This is a genomic window from Leeuwenhoekiella aequorea (genome assembly GCF_004104375.1).
GTDB lineage: Bacteria > Bacteroidota > Bacteroidia > Flavobacteriales > Flavobacteriaceae > Leeuwenhoekiella > Leeuwenhoekiella aequorea.
Window position 1 is genome coordinate 762,890 of record NZ_QOVM01000001.1, and the last position, 20,608, is coordinate 783,497.

Annotated in this window: 18 protein-coding genes; 16 read left to right on the forward strand and 2 right to left on the reverse strand. The window is 35.7% G+C overall.

The genetic code is table 11. From position 1 onward, the window contains the following. Positions 1-10 precede the first annotated feature (10 nt). The 13 genes from neuB to DSM00_RS03535 all read left to right on the forward strand — a co-directional run bounded on the left by neuB (position 11) and on the right by DSM00_RS03535 (position 15,269). A complete protein-coding gene (neuB, locus tag DSM00_RS03475; RefSeq protein WP_128756619.1) occupies positions 11-1,051 on the forward strand; it encodes an N-acetylneuraminate synthase in 1,041 nt (346 codons plus the stop codon). After that, positions 1,048-1,974, forward strand: coding sequence for an O-fucosyltransferase family protein (locus DSM00_RS03480; protein ID WP_128756620.1), 927 nt, complete (start codon positions 1,048-1,050; stop codon positions 1,972-1,974). The genes neuB and DSM00_RS03480 overlap by 4 nt, the downstream gene beginning before the upstream one ends. Next, entirely contained in the window at positions 1,971-3,092 is a 1,122-nt protein-coding gene (gene neuC, locus DSM00_RS03485) for a UDP-N-acetylglucosamine 2-epimerase (protein WP_128756621.1), read from the forward strand. The genes DSM00_RS03480 and neuC overlap by 4 nt, the downstream gene beginning before the upstream one ends. Before the next feature lie 91 nt (positions 3,093-3,183). Further along, complete coding sequence (locus DSM00_RS03490) at positions 3,184-4,587, forward strand: hypothetical protein (protein ID WP_128756622.1); 1,404 nt, start codon at positions 3,184-3,186, stop codon at positions 4,585-4,587. Further along, a complete protein-coding gene (locus DSM00_RS03495) occupies positions 4,584-5,672 on the forward strand; it encodes a glycosyltransferase family 4 protein (protein WP_128756623.1) in 1,089 nt (362 codons plus the stop codon). The genes DSM00_RS03490 and DSM00_RS03495 overlap by 4 nt, the downstream gene beginning before the upstream one ends. Next, positions 5,672-6,811, forward strand: a complete 1,140-nt coding sequence (locus DSM00_RS03500; protein WP_128756624.1) for a glycosyltransferase family 4 protein — start codon at positions 5,672-5,674, stop codon at positions 6,809-6,811. The genes DSM00_RS03495 and DSM00_RS03500 overlap by 1 nt, the downstream gene beginning before the upstream one ends. Beyond that, entirely contained in the window at positions 6,808-8,355 is a 1,548-nt protein-coding gene (locus DSM00_RS03505; RefSeq protein WP_128756625.1) for a glycosyltransferase family 2 protein, read from the forward strand. The genes DSM00_RS03500 and DSM00_RS03505 overlap by 4 nt, the downstream gene beginning before the upstream one ends. Continuing rightward, positions 8,352-9,341: a glycosyltransferase family 2 protein gene (locus DSM00_RS03510; protein ID WP_128756626.1), complete on the forward strand. Its 990-nt coding sequence runs from the start codon at positions 8,352-8,354 to the stop codon at positions 9,339-9,341. Before DSM00_RS03505 ends, DSM00_RS03510 begins: the two co-directional genes overlap by 4 nt. Further along, positions 9,341-10,453, forward strand: coding sequence for a glycosyltransferase family 4 protein (locus DSM00_RS03515; protein WP_128756627.1), 1,113 nt, complete (start codon positions 9,341-9,343; stop codon positions 10,451-10,453). The genes DSM00_RS03510 and DSM00_RS03515 overlap by 1 nt, the downstream gene beginning before the upstream one ends. Then, entirely contained in the window at positions 10,453-11,526 is a 1,074-nt protein-coding gene (locus tag DSM00_RS03520) for a glycosyltransferase (protein ID WP_128756628.1), read from the forward strand. Before DSM00_RS03515 ends, DSM00_RS03520 begins: the two co-directional genes overlap by 1 nt. After that, the gene (locus tag DSM00_RS03525; RefSeq protein WP_128756629.1) at positions 11,507-12,877 is read left to right on the forward strand and encodes an O-antigen ligase family protein; all 1,371 of its coding nucleotides are present in this window, start codon (positions 11,507-11,509) and stop codon (positions 12,875-12,877) included. The genes DSM00_RS03520 and DSM00_RS03525 overlap by 20 nt, the downstream gene beginning before the upstream one ends. Further along, positions 12,834-13,844, forward strand: coding sequence for a glycosyltransferase family 4 protein (locus DSM00_RS03530; RefSeq protein ID WP_128756630.1), 1,011 nt, complete (start codon positions 12,834-12,836; stop codon positions 13,842-13,844). Before DSM00_RS03525 ends, DSM00_RS03530 begins: the two co-directional genes overlap by 44 nt. A gap of 36 nt (positions 13,845-13,880) precedes the next feature. Then, positions 13,881-15,269 (forward strand): exopolysaccharide biosynthesis polyprenyl glycosylphosphotransferase, encoded by a 1,389-nt coding sequence (locus tag DSM00_RS03535; RefSeq protein WP_128756631.1) that lies wholly within the window; start codon positions 13,881-13,883, stop codon positions 15,267-15,269. Between the two features lie 3 nt (positions 15,270-15,272). Here DSM00_RS03535 and lnt read toward each other — a convergent pair whose 3' ends face one another. Next, the gene (gene lnt / locus DSM00_RS03540; RefSeq protein ID WP_128756632.1) at positions 15,273-16,874 is read right to left on the reverse strand and encodes an apolipoprotein N-acyltransferase; all 1,602 of its coding nucleotides are present in this window, start codon (positions 16,872-16,874) and stop codon (positions 15,273-15,275) included. A gap of 149 nt (positions 16,875-17,023) precedes the next feature. Between lnt and DSM00_RS03545 the strand changes: the two genes are divergently transcribed. After that, a complete protein-coding gene (locus DSM00_RS03545) occupies positions 17,024-17,929 on the forward strand; it encodes a TIGR01777 family oxidoreductase (protein ID WP_128756633.1) in 906 nt (301 codons plus the stop codon). Positions 17,930-17,973: 44 nt separating this feature from the next. On the opposite strand, the gene DSM00_RS03550 is transcribed toward DSM00_RS03545, so the two are convergent. Continuing rightward, positions 17,974-18,645 carry a YceI family protein gene (locus DSM00_RS03550; protein WP_128756634.1) on the reverse strand — a complete coding sequence of 224 codons (672 nt, stop codon included), beginning with the start codon at positions 18,643-18,645 and terminating at the stop codon, positions 17,974-17,976. Positions 18,646-18,798: 153 nt separating this feature from the next. On the opposite strand from DSM00_RS03550, the gene DSM00_RS03555 reads away from it, so the two are divergent. Next, a complete protein-coding gene (locus tag DSM00_RS03555) occupies positions 18,799-19,353 on the forward strand; it encodes a nucleotide exchange factor GrpE (RefSeq protein WP_128756635.1) in 555 nt (184 codons plus the stop codon). 56 nt (positions 19,354-19,409) lie between these two features. Further along, a complete protein-coding gene (dnaJ, locus tag DSM00_RS03560; RefSeq protein WP_128756636.1) occupies positions 19,410-20,540 on the forward strand; it encodes a molecular chaperone DnaJ in 1,131 nt (376 codons plus the stop codon). The last annotated feature ends 68 nt before the right edge of the window (positions 20,541-20,608 follow it).

A 20,608-nucleotide genomic window follows, 5' to 3' on the forward strand; every position in this document is an offset into this window, starting at 1 on the left:
ACTTAATTCCTTGAACCCATACATACAAATAGCACATCGTAAAATAGGATCAGATTATCCGCCACTGCTGATCGCAGAAATTGGCATTAATCACGAAGGCTCCCTACAAGTTGCTAAAGAACTGGTGGATGCTGCTGCTCGAGCAGGGGCTGAAGTGGTAAAACATCAAACGCACATTGTAGAAGATGAGATGAGTGCTGCGGCCAAAAAAGTGATTCCGGGAAATGCAGACGTTTCCATTTATGAGATTATGCGCCGTTGCGCACTCGATGAAGCAGATGAGCTTGCCTTAAAAAACTATGTCGAAGAAAAAGGAATGCTCTTTATTTCGACACCCTTTTCACGAGCTGCGGCAAACCGACTTCAAAAAATGGAAGTCCCCGCTTATAAAATAGGTTCCGGAGAGTGTAATAATTATCCCTTGCTTAAGCATATCGCGAGTTTTGGTAAACCAGTAATCTTGAGTACGGGGATGAATACTCTTGAGAGTGTATCTAAAGCGGTACAGATTTTTAAAGAAGCGCATACGCCACTAGCACTTTTGCATACAACCAACTTATATCCTACGCCTATTCATTTAGTGCGATTTGGAGCGATGACTCAATTGCACGAGGCGTTTCCTGAAGTTCCATTCGGGTTGTCAGATCATACCTTAAATAATAATGCATGTCTGGGCGCAGTAGCGCTTGGAGCCTCTATTCTCGAGCGTCATTTTACAGATCATAAACAGCGTACGGGACCGGATATTGTGTGCAGTATGGATGAGGCTGAATGTGCAGCATTAATTAAATCTAGCACAGAAATATGGCTGATGCGTGGCGGTATAAAAGCTCCTGCCGCAGAAGAGCAGGTTACCATAGACTTTGCTTTTGCCACAGTTTGTACGATTGCTTCTGTTCAAAAGGGCGAGCGGTTTACCGAAGAAAATATTTGGGTTAAAAGACCGGGAACGGGTGAGATTCTTGCAGAGGATTTTGATTCTATATTAGGCAAAATAGCTACTAGAGATATTGCAGTAGATGAGCAATTAAGACGAGATGATATACTGTGAGAAAATTGAAAATTGCATATTCAAGAGTTTTTAATTTTTTAATTTACAAATACTTTGAATTAAGATTTAAGAAGAATAAAGAAATTCTCGAGAAGAATTTTGATAATGGAAGATTTGCGATTGAAGTATTTTCTAAAATGGGATTTGGAGCCAATTTAATTTGGGTTTTAGAGATATTAGCGTTTTGTGAGGAGAAAAACTTAACTCCGTATATTAAATTTAGAAATCCTTCGAAGCGAGTTGGTGCTACCAGTTTTTCTGAAATTATAAAAGTTCAACCTGAAAATTGTGAATCTGCCACAATTAAATATGTCGTAATACGTAAATTTTCAGAACTTAATCTTCCAAATCCCTGGGACTATAACGCACGGTTAACGATTGAACGTGCAAATTTTCTGGTAAAAAAATATATAAAATTAAACCCTCAAATACTTCGTGAAGTAAACACTTTCGAAGCATTAAATTTTAAGGGTCACACAGTAATAGGAATTCATTATAGAGGCACAGATAAGATAACTGAAGCACCTGCGGTACGTTATGATGCGGTTTTATCTGTCATTCAACAGCAAATTATTGAATTAAAAAAGGAACTCAAATTTTTTATTGCCAGTGATGATCAGGGTTTTGTAGATTTTGTAAGAAAAAATATTCCGGAATCTGCACTTATAATTCGTTCCTTAAAACGTTCAGGTAACGGTAAACCTATACATATTTCTTTTAAAAACTATAGGGCAGTAAATAGGGAAGCTCTGATTGATTGTTTACTGTTATCAAAATGTTCAAAGCTTTACAAAACAGCTTCTATATTAAGCGGTTGTTCTGTAATTTTTAATCCTCAGCTTAAGGTAGAAATGTTAAATGAGCCTTATCCTGAATACAGATTTTTTCCAGAAAAATTTCTAATAAGTAAACCTAAAATTTGAAAAAAATAGCCTTCTTAAGTGGTACCCGCGCAGACTTTGGTAAACTAAAATCCCTGATTCAGGCGGTTCAGAAAGGTGCTGAATTTGAATACGGCATTTTTGCAACAGGGATGCATTTACAAGAGAAGTACGGGATGACGGTGATTGAGATTGAAAAAGCGGGATTTACAAACATTCATCGCTTTGAAAATCACACCTCAGAAACAACAATGGATCTTACTTTGGCTAAAACTATTGAAGGATTTTCGGCTTATGTAAAGGAGTTTCAACCAGATTTAATTGTTGTTCACGGCGATAGGGTAGAAGCGCTTGCAGGAGCTATTGTAGGCTCTCTAAATAATATTTTAGTTGGGCATATTGAAGGAGGCGAACTTTCGGGTACGGTAGATGAGTTGATTCGGCATTCGGTGAGTAAATTGAGTCATATTCACTTTGTATCCAATAAAATGGCGGCTAAGCGACTGGTGCAAATGGGGGAGTTAGAGTCGTCTATTTTTACCATAGGTTCTGCAGATTTAGATGTGTTGTTCAGTTCGCAGTTACCTTCTTTGGAAACTGTAAAGGCCTATTACGACATTTCGTTTGATGAATATGCGGTGGTCCTTTATCATCCGGTTACTACAGATTTATCAAATACTAAATCGTATGCTGCACATTTTGTAGCTACTTTACTTCAGGATGACACTAACTATATTGTAATTTATCCAAATAACGATTTGGGTTCTAACGAGATTTTAGCGGAATATGAAAAACTGAAGAACAATCCCAGATTCCGTATTTTTCCTTCCTTACGATTTGAATACTTTATCACGCTTCTTAAAAATGCTAAGTTTCTAATAGGTAATAGTAGTGCAGGTATACACGAGGCACCGTACCTAGGAATCCCAACGGTAAATATTGGTAGGCGACAGGAAAACAGGGACTTGCATACAAATACGATCGTTCACGTTACAAATACTGTTGCCGCTATTTTAGAAGGAGTTGATACAGCTAAAAATATGCAGGCAAGCCCTAAAAAACGTAAATTATTGCAAAATGCTGCTGCTCTTTTTCTACAAAATCTTTCTTCTCAAAAACTTTGGGAGATAGATCATCAGAAGCAATTTAGAGATCTTTAATTTCTAAAACAGGTTTCATTACGAGACAACATACTTCTATTCTCGTAAACTCCTCAAAAATGGCTATTTTCGTCTTGCCCAAATTAAGTTCATGAAAGCTGATAATAATTCCTTAGGTATCGTTATAACAGATGGTGTTGGTTTTCGCAATTTTGTACTCAGTACTTTTTTAGAAAAGGCCGCTAACGACTTCTCTAAGATTATGATTTTTTCAGGCCTACCTATTTCCGCATATCCACAGCTTGACTCTTCTATTTTTAATATTGTAGAATTACCTGTTTTTGTTGAAACGAAGCAGAATTGGTTTTGGCGTAAACTCAAGGAAATTGCTCATTTGCAAAATCACAGGCAGAATCCTGGGATTGCAGATAATTACCAGATGAATAGGAGCAAAGGCAGGAGTCCTCATGCCATTCTGGTGAAAGCAGTTTATGGGATTAGTCGGTTTTTTCATTCTGAAAAGAATATTCTTTTTTTTGAAAAGCTGCAAGAAACCAGTTTTGCAAATGATCCTATAGTAAAGCAGTATGGTGAGATTTTGGAAAACTATAAAACGGACTTATTATTCTTTACACATCAGCGGCCACCCTTTATCGCAACCTTAGTTTATTGGGCGAAAAAATTAAATATACCCACCGCATCTTTTATTTTTTCGTGGGATAATCTGGCTTCAAAAGGGAGAATGGCTGCAACTTTTAATTATTTTTTGGTATGGAGCGATTTAATGAAAACGGAATTGCTTCGGTTTTACCCGCTTACACATGCACAACATATTTCGGTAGTAGGTACTCCGCAATTTGAACCTTATGTTTTGCCAGAATATGAGCTTTCTGAAGCAGAATTTTACAGGGAATTTAATCTCTTTCCGCAGAAAAAAATAATCTGCTACAGTTGTGCAGATGCCACTATAGGTCCTAACGATCCTTTGATTATTGCTACAATTGCTGAAGGTTTACAAAATGGGGAAATTAGTGATGCCCAATTATTGGTGCGTACTTCCCCGGCTGAAGATGAACGCCGTTTTGCTGAAACGAAAGCCCTTTATCCTGAAATAAAATGGAATCACCCCAAGTGGGAGCTTACCCGTGACGGTCATCCAGAACCCTGGTCACAGCGCATTCCAACTCAAAAAGATCTTACGGTTCTTAAAGCTGTTTTGCAGTACTCAGACCTAAATGTAAATATGTTATCTACAATGAGTCTCGATTTTATGCTTTTTGATAAGCCGGTAATTAATACAGCTTTTGGAAACCCGGAGAACGGATTGTATAATGATCAGCGCTTTTTAAGCTACGAGCATTACGATAATGTAGTTAAAAGTGGAGCCGTAAAAATCGCGACCAATAAAGAGGAACTTTATAGCGCCATTAATACCTATTTGCAAAATCCTGAAAGTAATAAAAAGGAGCGAAAAGATCTAATAACTATGCAAATAGGACAACCTTTGAATAAAACCACACAAGCCTGTGTAAATGCTTTAAAAGCAATTTTATGAGTAAAAAAAAACTGGCAGTAGTTTGTAATTATATATTGCGAACAGACCGTATAGGTGGAATGGATCGTTTTTTTGTTGCTTTTGACACCGCTGCAAAAAAGATTAATTATGAGATTGACTGGTTTTTTCCAGATGCCGAAACTTTTGATTTTTATAGAGATTTAACTGTTTTTTCTGCGGAGGACAAACTTACAGTTGAAGCATTTTTCTTAGATCACCTCACAACTTCTAAAGCTAAATATAACGGCTTAATTACACATTTTACTGAGCTGAGCACTCCATTTTATAAGGATGCTAAAAAGCTGGGGTCTATAAAACAGATAATTGCAGTAGATCATAATCCCAGACCTTTAAATGGGTTTCCGCTTAAAAAGCAACTCAAAAACAAATTAAAAGCATTTTTATACAGTAAGGCAATCGACCGTTTTATAGGCGTTTCCAGTTATACAGCTAAGCATATCGTCAAAGACCTGGGCAAAACCGTTTCTCTAAAAACCGGCGTTATTTACAATGGGATTGATACTTCGGTATTTAAAAAAAGGGAAGGTGAGTCTGAAGCCAAAACAGCGTATAAATTTATAGTGGTTTCACATTTACGTGAATCTAAAGGAATTCAGGATTTAATTGATGCGTTGAGTTATTTGACAGATGCAATCAAGATGCATATTCACATAAGTATTTACGGGGAAGGACCCTTAGAAGAAGATTTAAAACATCAGGCCCAGGATCTTGGGGTTTCTGAACTATTGGAATTTAAAGGCAGTTCGTCTGAAATTCCTCAGATACTTGCTAACTACGACTACCTGATACAACCTACGTATATGGAGTGTTTCAGTCTTTCTATTTTAGAAAGTCTTTCAGCAAATGTGCCTGTTATAACGACAACGGTAGGAGGTAATCCTGAGATTATTACAGATGGAGTTAATGGCTTTCTTTTTCAGCCTAAAGACAAAACAAAACTTTCTTCGATACTTACAGATATAGTAAAAGGCGATCTAAAAATCACAAATGAGACATCCGTATTGATAGAAAAAGAATACGCTTTAGACCGAATGGTTGCAGAACACATCAATCTCTTAAACTAATGCACGTTGCCTTTTTAACTCCTGAATACCCTCATCCTGAACTTAAAGGTTCAGCGGGTTTAGGAACGAGTATTAAAAATTTGGCAGCGGGTTTGATCGCTAAAGAAATACAGGTTACTGTTTTTGTTTATGATCAGCAAAAGGATGTTGTTTTTAATCACCACGGAATAACAATACACAGCATTGCAAAGCGCAAGTTTAAACTGGGTGGCTGGTATTTGTATCGTAATTTTTTACAGCGTTATGTAAATAAATTCATCACGCAAAATGGAATACATGTATTAGAAGCTCCAGACTGGACCGGGATTACAGCATTTATGTCATTTAAATGTCCGCTTATAATACGCCTGCACGGAAGCGATGGCTATTTCTGTAACCTGGAAAATAGACCCCAAAAAACAAAGAATCGTTTGTTTGAAGAATCGGCGTTGAGAAGAGCAGATTACATTCTTTCCGTAAGTCAATTTTGTGCAGATTTAACAGATAAGATTTTCAATTTAAAACGGGATATCAAAGTGATTCCTAATGGTGTAGATACTGCTGCTTTTACGCCAGAGAAGGAGTCTGAGGTTGATTTTCAGCTTTTATATTTTGGCAGTATCATTCGTAAAAAAGGGGTTTTGGAATTGGCTAAAATTATGAATCTTGTTTTTAAAAATGAGCCAAAGACACATCTTGTTTTAGCAGGCGCAGATGTTAAAGATATTTTTACGCAACGATCTACTCAAGATCTTTTTTTAGAGGAGGTTGAACCTCAATTTCATAAGCTTATTTTTTTTAAAGGTGGTTTGCTTTATAATGAGATAAAAGCAGAGATTGCAAAAGCCTCGGTAGTAGTTTTGCCAAGTTTTGCAGAGGCTTTACCTATGACCTGGCTAGAAGCGATGGCGATGCAGAAAGCACTAGTGACTTCAAATATTGGCTGGGCAAAAGAAGTGATGATTGATGAGCAGACCGGTTTTACGGTAGATCCTAAAAATCACGAAAAGTATGCACATCGTATTCTGGAGCTTTTAAGTAATTCTGCTTTGCGGGAGAAAATGGGAGCTGCTGCACGTAGGCATGTGGATTCTAAATTTGCTTTAGAACACGTAGTAGATCAAAATATATTATTTTACAAAAAAGTAATAGCAGATTGATTGTTTTAATACATAACGGGCAAAAAGCCATATCGGTTACAGACCGTAACACGTGGAAAACCATTGCTGTAAATACTCGTATACTTCCTGAAATACTTATAGAATTAGCGCAAAAATTTAGTGGTCGTAAACTTATATGGGTGCATCAGGAAATAAGTGAGCTGGTAGATTTTAATTTTATTCGCTCGCAGAAAAATGCTCAAACTCTATTAAGTTTTGCGGTTGCACACCCCTATATTTTGAATGAAGAATTGGGGTTTGTAGATCAATCGGTATTTTTAACTGTTAATCAAGCTGTTTGTTATCCTACGTATTTAATGAGTGCAGATGTGGGGTGTATTACATCAAATACGTTACTACATTTTGCACCACATATCCCTGCATATTCAGATTTCAATTTATTTCTAGCGGTCTTAGCAAAATTAGGAATGCCCAAAGGCCTTTTGTGTTATAGTGAGCCACGATTAATACAATCTAGAAGTACTAATTTCAAATTGCGTTTTTCTAAAAATCAGAAATTCACCTATTCTTTTATTGCTGCCACTAAGAGTAAAGCCTGGCTACTACTTTATGAATTTCAGCGTCTTATTTATACAAAATCTATAAGTCCGTTTTATTTATTAAATGCTTTAGGTCAAGAACAAATTGATACCTCTTCGATTCAGTATTTACCTAAAACTGAAGTCAAGGAGTCCTTTAATTTTATTATACAATCTATTGATGTAGTTATACCTACAATAGGTAGAAAAGCAATATTGTATCAAACTTTACTAGACTTAGCTGCCCAGAGCGTGACTCCCAAAACAGTGTTGCTCGTAGAGCAAAATCCAGATTTAGGGACTTTTTCAGAGTTAGATTACTTGCAGACTGAAAATTGGCCGTTTGAAATTAAACACGCATTTACACATAAAACAGGTGCGTGTAATGCACGTAATTTGGCATTAGATCAGATTACTTCAGAATGGGTTTTTCTGGCTGATGATGATTTAAGAATTTCTTCAGATTTTCTGGAGGAGGCATTACAATTTATTGGGCAAGCTAAACCTGAAGCCTTTACGGTAAGTTGTTTGCAAAAAGACGAACAAGAAAGGGTTAGATCTGTTATTCAGTGGGAAGCTTTTGGTTCGGGGTGTAGTTTTGTAAAAGCTTCGGTAGTTAAAAAGATACGTTTTGATACGACTTTTGAATATGGTTTTGGTGAAGATGCAGATTTTGGAATGCAATTACGCAACTCCGGAGTCGATGTATTGTACAATCCGTTTTTAAAATTAATACATCTTAAGGCGCCATTAGGAGGTTTTAGAACGCAACTAAAAAAGCCCTGGGAGTATGAGGAGATTCAACCAAAGCCTGTTCCTACAGTGCTTGCTTTCTTTTTAAAACATAAAATTGATTCTCAAATATTAGGATACAAAACCTTGTTGTTTCTAAAGTTTTATAAGAATCAATCGGTAAGAAATCCATTTTCTTATCTTCGGCAAATGCAAAAACGCTGGAGCTTGAGTAAATCCTGGGCAGAAAAACTCCTTTCAGAAAAACAATGAATTTTTCACTAATCATTTGTACGTATCAAAGACCAGATGCCATTACGAATCTTTTAAATTCAGTAATAAATCAATCTGTCTATCCTAATCAAATTATTGTTGTGGATGGATCTGAAGGTATAGAAACGCAAAATCTTTCTTTAGAAAAAACATTTAAAAGTTTAGAGTATTTTAAAGTAGAAGATGACGTTCGTGGTCTTACGAGACAGCGTAATTATGGTATTTCGCGGTTAAATGAAGAAGCTGAGGTAGTTTGTTTTCTTGATGATGATGTGATTTTAGAAACTAAATACTTTGAAGCGGTTATAAAAACATTTCGAGATCGTAGCGATGTTGTAGGAATAGGTGGTGTTGCCACAAATGAAAACCTTTGGAAACCTTCAGATAGAATTGAATCTACAGACAAAGTTTATGTTTTAGATGGTTTTGAACGCAACGAATCTCAGCGTTTTTACCTTCGGAATAAACTAGGTTTACAATCTCCAGACTTACCTGGGATTATGCCTTCTTTCTCTCACGGGCGTACATATGGTTACCCACTTACGGGTAAAGTTTATGAAGTTGATTTACTTATAGGAATGGCGATGAGTTTCCGCATAAGTGTAATAGATGCAGAAAAATTCAGCTTGTATTTTGATGGTTATGGTCTTTATGAAGATGCAGATTATAGTCTTAGAGCCCTTAAATATGGAAAGAACGCTATCTGTACATCTGCAAAACTCCAGCATTATCACGATCCTGCCGGTAGACCAAAACCCTATAAATATGGTATAATGGTTCTGCGTAACGGCTGGTATGTATGGCGTATAAAATATTCTAATCCAGATCTCAAATCCCGATTAAAATGGAATGCTACGGCACTTTTATTAACGCTCATTCGCTTTAGTAATGTGTTTACAACTTCTGCAAGAAAAGATGCTTTTTTAGAAGCTTCAGGCAGAGTGGTGGGTTGGTTTAGTTTGATTTTCAGTAAACCACGGAGTTAATGAGATTTGCAGTAATTACACAAATTGAACATTATAAGGCAGACAGAAAATATTACTCTTATACGCCTTATGTAAAAGAAATGAATCTGTGGTTTAATCATGTAGATGAGGTTTGTATTGTAGCACCCTTCAATCCTGGAATACCTACAGAAATCGATAGTGATTATAACTTAAATGAAATTGAGTTTAAGAAAGTATCAGCTATTAATCTTACATCATTTTTTCAAGTTGTAAGAGCTCTTATGAAGCTTCCTGGTATATTAATTACTATTTATAATGCGATGTCAAAAGCAGATAATATACATCTAAGATGCCCGGGTAATATGGGTTTATTAGGTGCATTTGTACAGATTTTATTTCCGCGGAAGCGAAAAACAGCAAAATATGCAGGTAATTGGGATCCAAAAGCCACACAGCCTTGGAGCTATAGGCTTCAGAAATGGATATTGAGTAATACTACTCTCACTAAGAATATGCAGGTTTTAGTTTACGGAGATTGGCCCCATCAAACTGAAAATATAAGGCCATTTTTTACGGCCAGTTATTCAGAAGCTGACAAATATGATATTCCGTTAAGAAAGTATGATTTGCCGCTACGTTTTTTATTTGTAGGAAGTTTAGTGAGTGGTAAGCAACCCCAATATGCTATTGACCTTATCGAAGAACTTATTTTAAAAGGCTTTCCCAGTGAATTACATTTTTATGGAGATGGTGTTCTAAAAAAGTCATTAGAAGAAAATATTAATAATGAAAATTTAAAAGGCTCATTATATTTCCACGGAAATCAAAAACCGGAAGATGTACAGGAAGCTTATCAAAAAAGTCATTTTTTAATATTACCATCTAAAAGTGAAGGTTGGCCAAAGGTAGTTGCGGAAGCGATGTGGTGGGGAACAATACCCATTGTCACACCTATTTCTTGTGTGCCCTATATGCTCGGTGAGTCGAAGCGGGGAGTACTTATCAGTAATGATTTAAAATCAGATTTAGATAAACTAATTCCAGTATTAAAGAACAAAGATGCGTTGAAATCAATGGCTATGGAGGCATCAAAATGGTCTAGAACATATACTTTAGATCGTTTTAATAATGAAATCGAAAAGCTCTTATAATGCGTGTTCTTCAGTTAATAGATAGTCTTGAAGTGGGAGGGGCAGAACGTATGGCTGTAAATTACGCAAATGCTTTATTGAATGAGATTGAAGTTTCAGCATTATGTACTACACGGGCCGAAGGAGATTTAAAAAACCTTGTGCAACCTGATATTCCCTATTTATTTTTAAATAAAAAACATACATTAGATCTTTCTGCCTTTTTACGCCTGCGTCGATTTGTAAAGAATCATAAGATACAGATTATTCAGGCACATGGCAGTTCTTATTTTACTGCTGTTTTAGTAAAAATAATAACACCAGCTCTTAAAGTCGTTTGGCACGATCATTATGGCAATAGTGAATATTTAAAGGAAAGAGAGACCCGGTTTTTAATGCCATTAAGTCGATTTTTTGATGCTGTTATTTCTGTAAATGACAAATTGAGCCGCTGGTCTAATGAATATTTGAATATTGAAAAGCATATTTTTTTAAAGAATTTTATTGCTGATGCGTGTCCATTAGATCAAGATTTTAATCCTAATGGTATAAAAGGAAAGCGATTAGTTTGTGTTGCAAATCTTAGACCTCAAAAAAATCATACGCTTTTATTAAAAGCTTTTGAGGAAGTGCTCAAGAAGGATGATGAATATACTTTGCATTTGTTTGGAAGCAAGGTAGATCCAGTTTATTCACAAATGATCCTAAGCAGCCTTAAAACTCCTCACTTTAATGGCAAGATATTTTATTACGGGACGCATCTCAAACTATCCGCTGTGTTGCCTTATTTTGATATAGGTATTTTAGCATCTCATTCTGAAGGTCTGCCTTTAGCTTTATTAGAATATGGACAAGCGGGTCTTGCTGTTATAGCAACCGATGTAGGGGATTGCGCTAAAGTTCTTGACGGCTGTGGACAGGTTATCCAACCTGGAAATTTAGACAGTTTAGTGGCGGCGATTTCAAAATACGCTGAGGAACCAGAATTAAGATTGAAATATGCGACATTATTAAAAGAACGGATTGATACTGAATATTCTGATCAGGCTCAAGTAAACCAACTATTATATTTATATGAGCACATCATCCACTAATTATAACAAAACCTACATACAACTCATTGCATTACACATTGCAATAGGTTTTGCTATATACTTGTTTCAGTTTCTTGGGATGATCTACTTTCTTGGATCTGTAGCATTATTAGTGTTTTGGGTTTTTCAAACTGGGAATAAGCAAAATCAAGTGCTTATTGCAGCTGCCTATATGACTTCTGGCGAAGTCTTTTTTAGAATGACAGGCGGCAGTATTATACCTTGGGAAGCAGGTAAATATTCTGTTATATGTTTTATTTTATTAGGGTTAGTTTTTAGCGGAACTTCTAGAAAATCATCCATTTATTGGCTCTATTTATTGCTTCTAATACCGGGTGTAATTTATGCGGCATCTACACTCAATTTTGATACAAATGTTAGAAATGCTATTGTATTTAACCTAAGCGGACCATTTTGTTTGGGTATTGCAGCTCTGTATTGTTATGATCGTAGAATTACTAGAAATCAGTTGCACCATATCGTCTGGGCGTTATTGATGCCGGTTGTTGCCTTAGGATCGTATCTATACTTTTTTACTCCGGACACTCAAGATGTTTTAAATGGAACTCAATCTAATTTTGCATTATCTGGGGGGTATGGCCCCAATCAAGTGGCAACTGTTTTGGGAATCGGGATGTTTGCGTTAACGATACAATTATTTGTAAATGGGAGAAATAAGCTCATATTCGGATTAAATCTGGCCTTACTGATGTTTCTTACTTATCGTGCCATTATTACATTTTCCAGAGGGGGGATATTTACAGCTGCTATTATAAGTGTTGTGTTTATGTTTTTTTATTTTCAAGGTGTATCAAAGAAAAAGAAAAACGCGCTTTCCTTTTATATGATTGTTCTTGGAATTGCCATTGCAATGACTTGGTTTGTATCCTCAGTGCGCACAATGGGTCTTATTGATTTGCGCTATGCAAATAAAGATGCTGCAGGTCGTATTAAAGAAGATATTTCTACGGGTAGGCAGGAATTAGTGAGTTCAGAGCTTAACTTCTTTATTGAAAATCCTGTGATGGGTATTGGAGTGGGTAAGACCCGGGAATACCGCGAAGAAAAATTAGATATTCTGGCAGCTTCTCATAATGAACTCAGTAGATTATTATCTGAGCACGGAATATTTGGTTTGTTTGCCTTACTTATTTTATTAATTGCTCCGTTATTTTTTAGAATAAGTAATAGGAAAAACTATCTGTTTTATTCATTTTATGGTTTTTGGTTTCTCACGATAAATCACTCTTCAATGCGTATAGCAGCACCGGCTTTTTTATATGCGCTTGCGTTAATTAATATTATTGATGAAAAAAAAAATCCTGTACATAGGAAACAAATTAGCGGCTAAGGGTGCTACACCCACAAGTATAGATACGCTAGGTCCTAAGTTAGCGGCATCGGGATTTTTATTACGTTATGTAGGGACTAAAACCTCAAAGGCAAAACGTTTAATCCAAATGTTATTTGCGATTTTTAAGAATAGAAATTGGATTGATTATGTACTTATAGATACCTACAGCACTCAAAATTTTTGGTTTGCCTATTTGTCAGCAAGATTATGCGTTTTTTTTCAACTGAAATATATTCCTATTCTTCACGGTGGTAATTTACCGTATCGCTTAAAATCTAATCCTAAGGCGAGTGACTTCTTATTTAAAAAGTCATACTTGAATGTGAGTCCATCTTTGTATCTCAAAGTGTTCTTTAATAGCCAAGGTTATTCGGTTATTCATATTCCTAATGCTATAGAACTTGAAAAGTATAAATTTAAAAAGCGTGAATTATTGCGACCAAAGTTACTTTGGGTAAGATCATTTGCTGAATTATATAATCCTCTTCTTGCTTTAAAAATTTTTGAAAGTTTGAAGCAATCTTTTCCCTTAGCAGAACTTTGTATGGTGGGGCCTGCTAAAGATGCAAGCTTAAATGAGTGTAGAATTTATGCTGCTAAAAATAAATTGCCTGTGACATTTACAGGAAAGTTGTCAAAGTCGGAGTGGATTGCTCTATCAGAAAACTATGATATCTTTATTAATACTTCTCATTTTGATAATTTCCCTGTGAGTATTATCGAAGCAATGGCTCTTGGTCTGCCAGTAGTAAGTACTAATGTAGGTGGAATTCCCTACATGATAGAAGATAAGACTACCGGATTTTTAGTTGAAGATAATGATCTCGTAAATTTTGTAGAGAAGATAAAGTTCTTATTGAATAATTCTCAGAAAATCTATGAAATAACAGGCAATGCACGTGCACAGGTAAAAGACTTTAATTGGTCTGTTGTTGAGAATCAATGGATTAAAATCTTACAATAAATAGGCTATATTTGAAAACCACAAATGCCCCTTAAAATGTCTTGGATCCCTAAAATCCATTTTGAAATATCAGAGCGTAAAATCCTGTTGCGCCTATTTGATCTTGCGGCCATCTTTTCTATGCTGGCCTTTTTAGTCATTTTTTTTCAGTTTGATTATTTTAAAATTAATTCAGAACGTTGGGAGTGGACCTTAGTTTTAGCCACTTATTATTCGGTATTTGCCGTTATTTTTGAGATGTATGATTTGCAGAAAGCAGCATCGTTTCAGACAACTCTTCAAAATGTAATACTAACCGTTTCTGTAACGGTTTTGTTTTTTATACTTACTCCGTTTTTAACACCCGTTTTGCCAGAAAATAGACTGCAAATTGTCTATTTCTATTTTGCGATGGTTTTAGGACTTTTAATATGGAGGTATGCGTATATAACTTTAATCTCTGCGCCTAGATTTAATAAAAGAATACTAATCGTAGGGAACAGTTATGACATAAATTTAATTGCTGAAAATCTTCATATTGCCGATCCTAATTATCGGGTTATAGGATATATAAACACAGATGCAATTAAGAAAGATGCGCTTGATAGAAGACTAAAGGCTATCGAAGTTTCAGATTTAGTAGATTCAATCTCAAAATTTTCAGTATCAGAAATTGTTGTTGCTAGTCCGTCTAAAGGTGTAGGAATAGACCTTTATAATCAGTTAATGTTGCTCTTAGGAGAGGGATTTCCTATTAGAGAATATACGCAAGTTTATGAAGAAATTACACAACGCGTACCCGTGCAACATGTAGAACGTGACTTTTATAAATACTTCCCATTTAGTCGCAGCAATAAAAATAGATTCTACTTAACGATAAGCAGATTATTCAATATCATATTTGCCATAGGAGTACTTATTATAGCAATCTTTTTACTGCCGCTGGTTCTGGTGGGTAATATGCTTGGCAATCGCGGGCCATTACTATATTTTCAGGACCGTGTGGGTCAAAATGGTAAGCTTTTTACTATTTTAAAACTGCGCACGATGGTGAAAAATGCTGAATCTAATGGAGCACAATGGGCTCAAAAATCTGACCGAAGAATAACTCCCTTCGGAAAAATTCTTAGAAACACCCGCGTTGATGAAATACCTCAATGTATAAATATATTAAAGGGCGAAATGAGTCTTATCGGGCCTCGACCAGAACGTCCGGTTTTTGTTAAAGAGCTATCTCAAAAAATTGCTTTTTATGATATTAGACACGTAGTGAAGCCGGGTTTAACAGGGTGGGCGCAAGTACGTGGACGCTATGTAAACTCTGTGGATGACACCCTAGAAAAGCTTCAGTACGATTTGTTTTATATTAAGCATCGCAACTTATTTTTAGACTTAAATATTCTTCTCAAAACCATTAGTACTGTAATCTATTACAGAGGGCAATAGGTGCTATTTTTTCCGTCTAATAAAAGAAAGTAACAGAATAATTCCCGCTGGTATAAAAGCCAACTTCGGAATATAATCTCCATACTGGGTATAAAAGGTGAACGTGTCTGAGCTATTTATAGTTCCTTTTAAAGTACCCTTTAATCCATATCCAAGCTCTTTTTCAATTTCACCTTTTTGATTAATAAGTGCAGATATACCGGTATTAGCGCTTCTAGCGATACTTCTGCGATTTTCAATTGCGCGCAAACGGGCATAGTTTAAATGTTGTTTATGTCCCTGCGTATTCCCCCACCAGGCATCATTTGTCATAATTGCAAGAAATTGCGCACCCTCCTTCACATAACCCGTTACATAATCTCCATAAACAGATTCATAGCAAATTACTGGAGCTACTTTTGTGCCATTAATTCCTGTAAAAGCAGTTCTGTTCTTTTGAATTGTTTTCATAGATACAGTACCGCCGAGATCTATCATTACATCTCCTAAAATAGGTTTTAATATACTCTGATATGGAAAATTTTCTACACCTACAACCAGTTTACTCTTATGATAAATCTGGGATTTTTCAGTTCTATTTAGCAGAAATGCAGAATTGAAAAAATCTGCCCAAAGTGGATTTCCCAAGCGATCATTACCCACAAAATTACTGGTAGGCAAAAGATCGTTTTCATTAGTATAAAGCCTGTAAAATTGTATTCCCGCCATATAATTTAAGTCAGGATATTTTATTAAAAATTGTTGAGCCTTGTCTTTTTCTGCACTGTATTCAAAGTTTCTGAGATCTACACCTGCACCTTCTGCTAAAACTGTTTCAGGAGCTATTAAAAATTCGGTGTTTGATGTTAGCGAAGCATTTGCTTCTTCAAATAATAAATCACCGATGCGATCATTAGTAGTGTTGTATTTTTCAGTATAGGGATCAATATTGGGTTGTAACAAAACCACCTCTATAGGATTATTTACTTCAGTATAGGTGTGGTAAAGAATTTGGCTAATTGCAATTGGAAGTACGATTACAACTAATGGTAACAAAAGATTTTTAATCAGTATTTTAAGGTTGTTATTCTCATTGTAAAAAATTATGGCTTTGAAGATCAATACATTTACCATCCATACCCATAGCGTGCCTCCAAAGGTTCCGGTATATTCATACCATTGAATCCAGCCCGTTGTGATTGCAAAAGCATTTCCTAGATTTAACCATGGCCAGGAGAAATCCCAGTTTAGATGTAAATATTCAAAAAGCATCCATAATGTGACTAAAAATAGCAAACTAAGGTTTGTATTAAAGCGTTTGGAAATGCGTACATAGAGTAACCACACCGATGTCATTAAAAGAGCATTTGCAAGTACAGCAAACCACATTCCAAAACCAGTAGAGTTGTATAGCCACCAAGTCGTAATTATATTGAATATGAAAAAGCTTACGTATGTGCTGCCAAATATTTTTAATGCAGGTCTTTTAATACCTGTTCTTATGTAGTTGCGAGTAGCTATAAGTAAGGGTACAAATCCAAAGAATAATAATAGTGGAAATCCATATGTAGGCCACGCGATTGCGAGTACAATCCCTGAAGAAATGGCTAAGAAAAAGTTTTTCATAATACGCTAAAATGATGATGCAAGTTAAGATTTCGATTTTTTAAATCGTGGAGATAATCAAAAACCTACACATAAATTTAATGATGTTAAAGCTGTTCTAAATATAATTTGAAGCAGGGATATAGTGAGTAATTTAGAAAAAAAACGAGATGAGTATTTTAATAACAGGGGCAACAGGATTAGTAGGAAAAGCTTTAACCGAAGAATTGTTAAATTCTGGTAAACAGGTCAATTATTTGACTACAAGTCCTAATAAAATAGAGACGAAGGAAAATTATAAAGGTTTTCTTTGGAATCCTAGCGAGGGAGAAATCGATGTGAGATGCTTTCATGGTGTAACCGCTATAGTACATCTGGCAGGAGCAAGTATAGCAGAACGTTGGACTGAGGCGTATAAGTCTATAATTGTTGACAGTAGAATTGAAACTGCTCAGTTATTATGTAGTACATTAAAAAATATTGATCATACTGTCGCTCATTTTGTATCTGCTAGTGCTATTGGAGCGTATCCATCTTCTAAAACAAATGAGTATTCTGAAAATTTTGAGGTTTATAATTCTGGTTTTTTAGGCGATGTTGTAAAAGTATGGGAGGAAGCAGCAGACCTTTTTAAAGAATTAAATATTAAGGTTTCTAAGATACGTATTGGCGTTGTTCTATCAAAGAAGGGTGGTGCCTTAGAAAAATTAATTCAACCTATCAAAATGTATGTAGGAGCCCCATTAGGAGATGGTGAGCAATGGCAATCTTGGATTCATTTAAAAGATTTGGCTCGCGTATTTAATTATGTGGTAACTCACGAACTTGAGGGTATTTATAATGCTGTAGCGCCTTCACCAGTAACTAATAAAGAAATGACTAAAGAGGCGGCTTCTGTTCTCAACAAGCCTCTATTTTTGCCAAAGGTACCTGCATTTATGCTCAAATTATTATTGGGTGATATGGCTGCTATAGTTTTAGAAAGTCAAAAAGTAAGTTCTAATAAAATAGAACAAAAGGGTTTTGATTTTAAGTTTAAACAAGTAGACGTAACGCTACAGGATTTATTAAAATAAAAAAAGCCCAGCAATGCCGGGCTTTTTTTGTTCTATACTAAATTTTACATCTGCTGATTTGCAACAATTGTAAATTCTAATTCAATATCATCATTAATAAATTTATCACCTAAATTATCAAATACAGATTTTGATCCGTAGTTAACTCCCCAATCTGTACGGTCGATTGTAAAAGGCTCAGACTTTAAGGTTAATGTATTTCCGGCAACTTCATACATTACAGGGAATTCAATATTTTTCTTAGATTCCTTGATAGTCAAGTTTCCAGACATCATTTTCTTACCGTCTTTTTCTGTAACACCGGTAATTTCAAATGCAGCCGTAGGGTATTTTTTCACATTAAAGAAGTCACCTTCTTTACCAGCAACTGTACCCTTTAAATGGTCTTCTAGACTTACTTTTTGATCTCCTTCTAAATCAGTAACAACAATTGAAGTCATATTAATAAGAAAACTACCACTTATTTTGTCTCCTTCTAAGCGAACAACTCCAGATTCTACAGCTACAGTACCCGTGTGAACTCCTGTAGGTTTTTTACCTTCCCAGTTAATTGTAGATGCTTCTTTGTCTAGCATATATTTTGCAGCTTCCTGAGAAGCCTCTACAGCAGATTCTGCATCTGTTGCTTCAGTCTCATTTTTTGCTTCATTCTTGCAAGAAACGAAAGCTGTAACAAGCACAGCCATAGTAAAAAGCGATAATAATTTGATCTTCATTTGATATACCTTTAAGTGTTAATTTTTAGCAATCAAATTTATAAGATTGTACGAGATAACCTCTTAAATAAAATATAAATTATCTCAGTGACATTTTGACATTTTGATAATATTGGCAGCAATTTTGCCTATGCAAGAGAAATTACAATAAAAATGAGTTCAGAAAATAGAGACGATATAGTAAATGATCAGGAAGATCTAAATACAGAGACTAGCAATCAAGAAACTGAAGTTTCTGAAAATGAATTAACTGTAGAAGATCAAGTGCTTAATTTACAAGCAGAATTAGATAAGGAAAAGGATAAATTTCTTAGACTTTTTGCAGAATTTGAGAACTACAAAAGACGTACTGGTAAAGAACGTGTAGAGATGTTTAAAACTGCGGGGCAGGAGGTTATGCAATCTATGCTTCCGGTTCTTGACGATTTTGACAGAGCACTTATTGAAATTCAGAAAGCAAAAGATAAAAATCTTCAAAAGGGAGTAGAGTTAATATCTAACAAATTGCGAGAGACTTTAAAGTCAAAAGGACTTAAGGAAATGGAAGTTTCTGCTGGAGATGTTTTTGATGCAGATATTCACGAGGCAATTACTCAAATTCCTGCACCTAAAGACAGCTTGAAGGGTAAAATTGTAGATGTTATCGAGAAAGGCTACGAACTTGGTGAAAAAATTATTCGTTTTCCAAAGGTTGTTACCGGTAAATAGTTAACCTGCAAAACGAGGCGAAGAATACGATTTAAATTATTGAAGAGACGATTGGGATGAAAGAAGATTATTACGACATATTAGGATTAAGTAAAGGAGCAACTGCTGCCGAAATTAAAAAGGCATACCGTAAAAAGGCAATTCAGTATCACCCGGATAAAAACCCAGGAGACAATGAGGCCGAAGATATGTTTAAAAAAGCAGCGGAGGCTTATGAGATTCTAAGTGATGAGAATAAGCGTGCGCGTTACGATCAATATGGACACCAGGCCTTTGAAGGTGGCGGTGGCTATGGCGGTGGTAATATGAATATGGATGATATCTTCAGTCAATTTGGTGATATTTTTGGCAGCGCTTTCGGCGGCGGAGGCGGTGGCTTTGGAGGTTTTGGTGGCGGCTTTAGTGGCGGTCAACGTAGAACCAAAGGTAGCAACCTACGCATACGGGTAAAGCTTACGCTGGAGGAAATTGCTAACGGCGCAGAAAAGAAAATAAAAGTAAAGCGTAAAAAGCAAGCAAGTGGCACCACGTACAAAACGTGTTCTACTTGTAATGGTATGGGGCAAGTTACCCGTGTTACCAATACGATTTTAGGTAGAATGCAAACAGCATCTCCTTGTACAACTTGTGGAGGAAGTGGTCAGATTATAGATTCAAAACCTGCAGAAGCAGATTCTCAAGGTATGCTTACTGAAGAGGAAACCGTATCTATAAAAATACCTGCAGGTGTTGTAGATGGTATGCAACTTAAAGTAACCGGAAAAGGTAATGAGGCTCCCGGTAATAATGGGGTTTCGGGAGATTTACTGGTTGTAATTGAAGAAGCTCCTCACGAGACTCTTAGTAGAGAAGGCGATAACTTACATTATGATTTGTATGTGAGTATTCCGGAGGCAGTTCTGGGAACAAGTAAAGATATTGATACAGTTACTGGTAAAGTGCGTATTAAGATTGAAGAAGGTGCGCAAAGTGGTAAAATTTTACGCTTACGCGGAAAAGGGATTCCATCTATAAATGGTTATGGGAAAGGGGATTTATTAGTACACGTAAATGTCTGGACTCCTAAAAATTTGAATAAAGAGCAAAAAGAATTTTTTGAAAATATGCTCGATGATGAGCACTTTTCTCCTCAACCTCAAAACGAAGATAAATCGTTCTTTGAGAAGGTGAAAGACATGTTTTCTTAGATTTTAAGAGCTTATTAAGAAAAATGTGTATATTTGAATATCACTAATCACTAGTTAGTGATATTTTT

What these genes read in the sequence shown, in the direction of transcription:
- DSM00_RS03500 (WP_128756624.1), top strand. Translation starts at nt 5,672, where the DNA reads ATGCACGTTGCCTTTTTAACTCCTGAATACCCTCATCCTGAACTTAAA.
- DSM00_RS03530 (WP_128756630.1), top strand. Translation starts at nt 12,834, where the DNA reads ATGAAAAAAAAAATCCTGTACATAGGAAACAAATTAGCGGCTAAGGGT.
- DSM00_RS03490 (WP_128756622.1), top strand. Translation starts at nt 3,184, where the DNA reads ATGAAAGCTGATAATAATTCCTTAGGTATCGTTATAACAGATGGTGTT.
- DSM00_RS03535 (WP_128756631.1), top strand. Translation starts at nt 13,881, where the DNA reads ATGTCTTGGATCCCTAAAATCCATTTTGAAATATCAGAGCGTAAAATC.
- DSM00_RS03515 (WP_128756627.1), top strand. Translation starts at nt 9,341, where the DNA reads ATGAGATTTGCAGTAATTACACAAATTGAACATTATAAGGCAGACAGA.
- DSM00_RS03545 (WP_128756633.1), top strand. Translation starts at nt 17,024, where the DNA reads ATGAGTATTTTAATAACAGGGGCAACAGGATTAGTAGGAAAAGCTTTA.
- DSM00_RS03555 (WP_128756635.1), top strand. Translation starts at nt 18,799, where the DNA reads ATGAGTTCAGAAAATAGAGACGATATAGTAAATGATCAGGAAGATCTA.
- DSM00_RS03550 (WP_128756634.1), bottom strand. Translation starts at nt 18,645, where the DNA reads ATGAAGATCAAATTATTATCGCTTTTTACTATGGCTGTGCTTGTTACA.
- DSM00_RS03520 (WP_128756628.1), top strand. Translation starts at nt 10,453, where the DNA reads ATGCGTGTTCTTCAGTTAATAGATAGTCTTGAAGTGGGAGGGGCAGAA.
- DSM00_RS03510 (WP_128756626.1), top strand. Translation starts at nt 8,352, where the DNA reads ATGAATTTTTCACTAATCATTTGTACGTATCAAAGACCAGATGCCATT.
- DSM00_RS03495 (WP_128756623.1), top strand. Translation starts at nt 4,584, where the DNA reads ATGAGTAAAAAAAAACTGGCAGTAGTTTGTAATTATATATTGCGAACA.
- dnaJ (WP_128756636.1), top strand. Translation starts at nt 19,410, where the DNA reads ATGAAAGAAGATTATTACGACATATTAGGATTAAGTAAAGGAGCAACT.
- DSM00_RS03525 (WP_128756629.1), top strand. Translation starts at nt 11,507, where the DNA reads ATGAGCACATCATCCACTAATTATAACAAAACCTACATACAACTCATT.
- lnt (WP_128756632.1), bottom strand. Translation starts at nt 16,874, where the DNA reads ATGAAAAACTTTTTCTTAGCCATTTCTTCAGGGATTGTACTCGCAATC.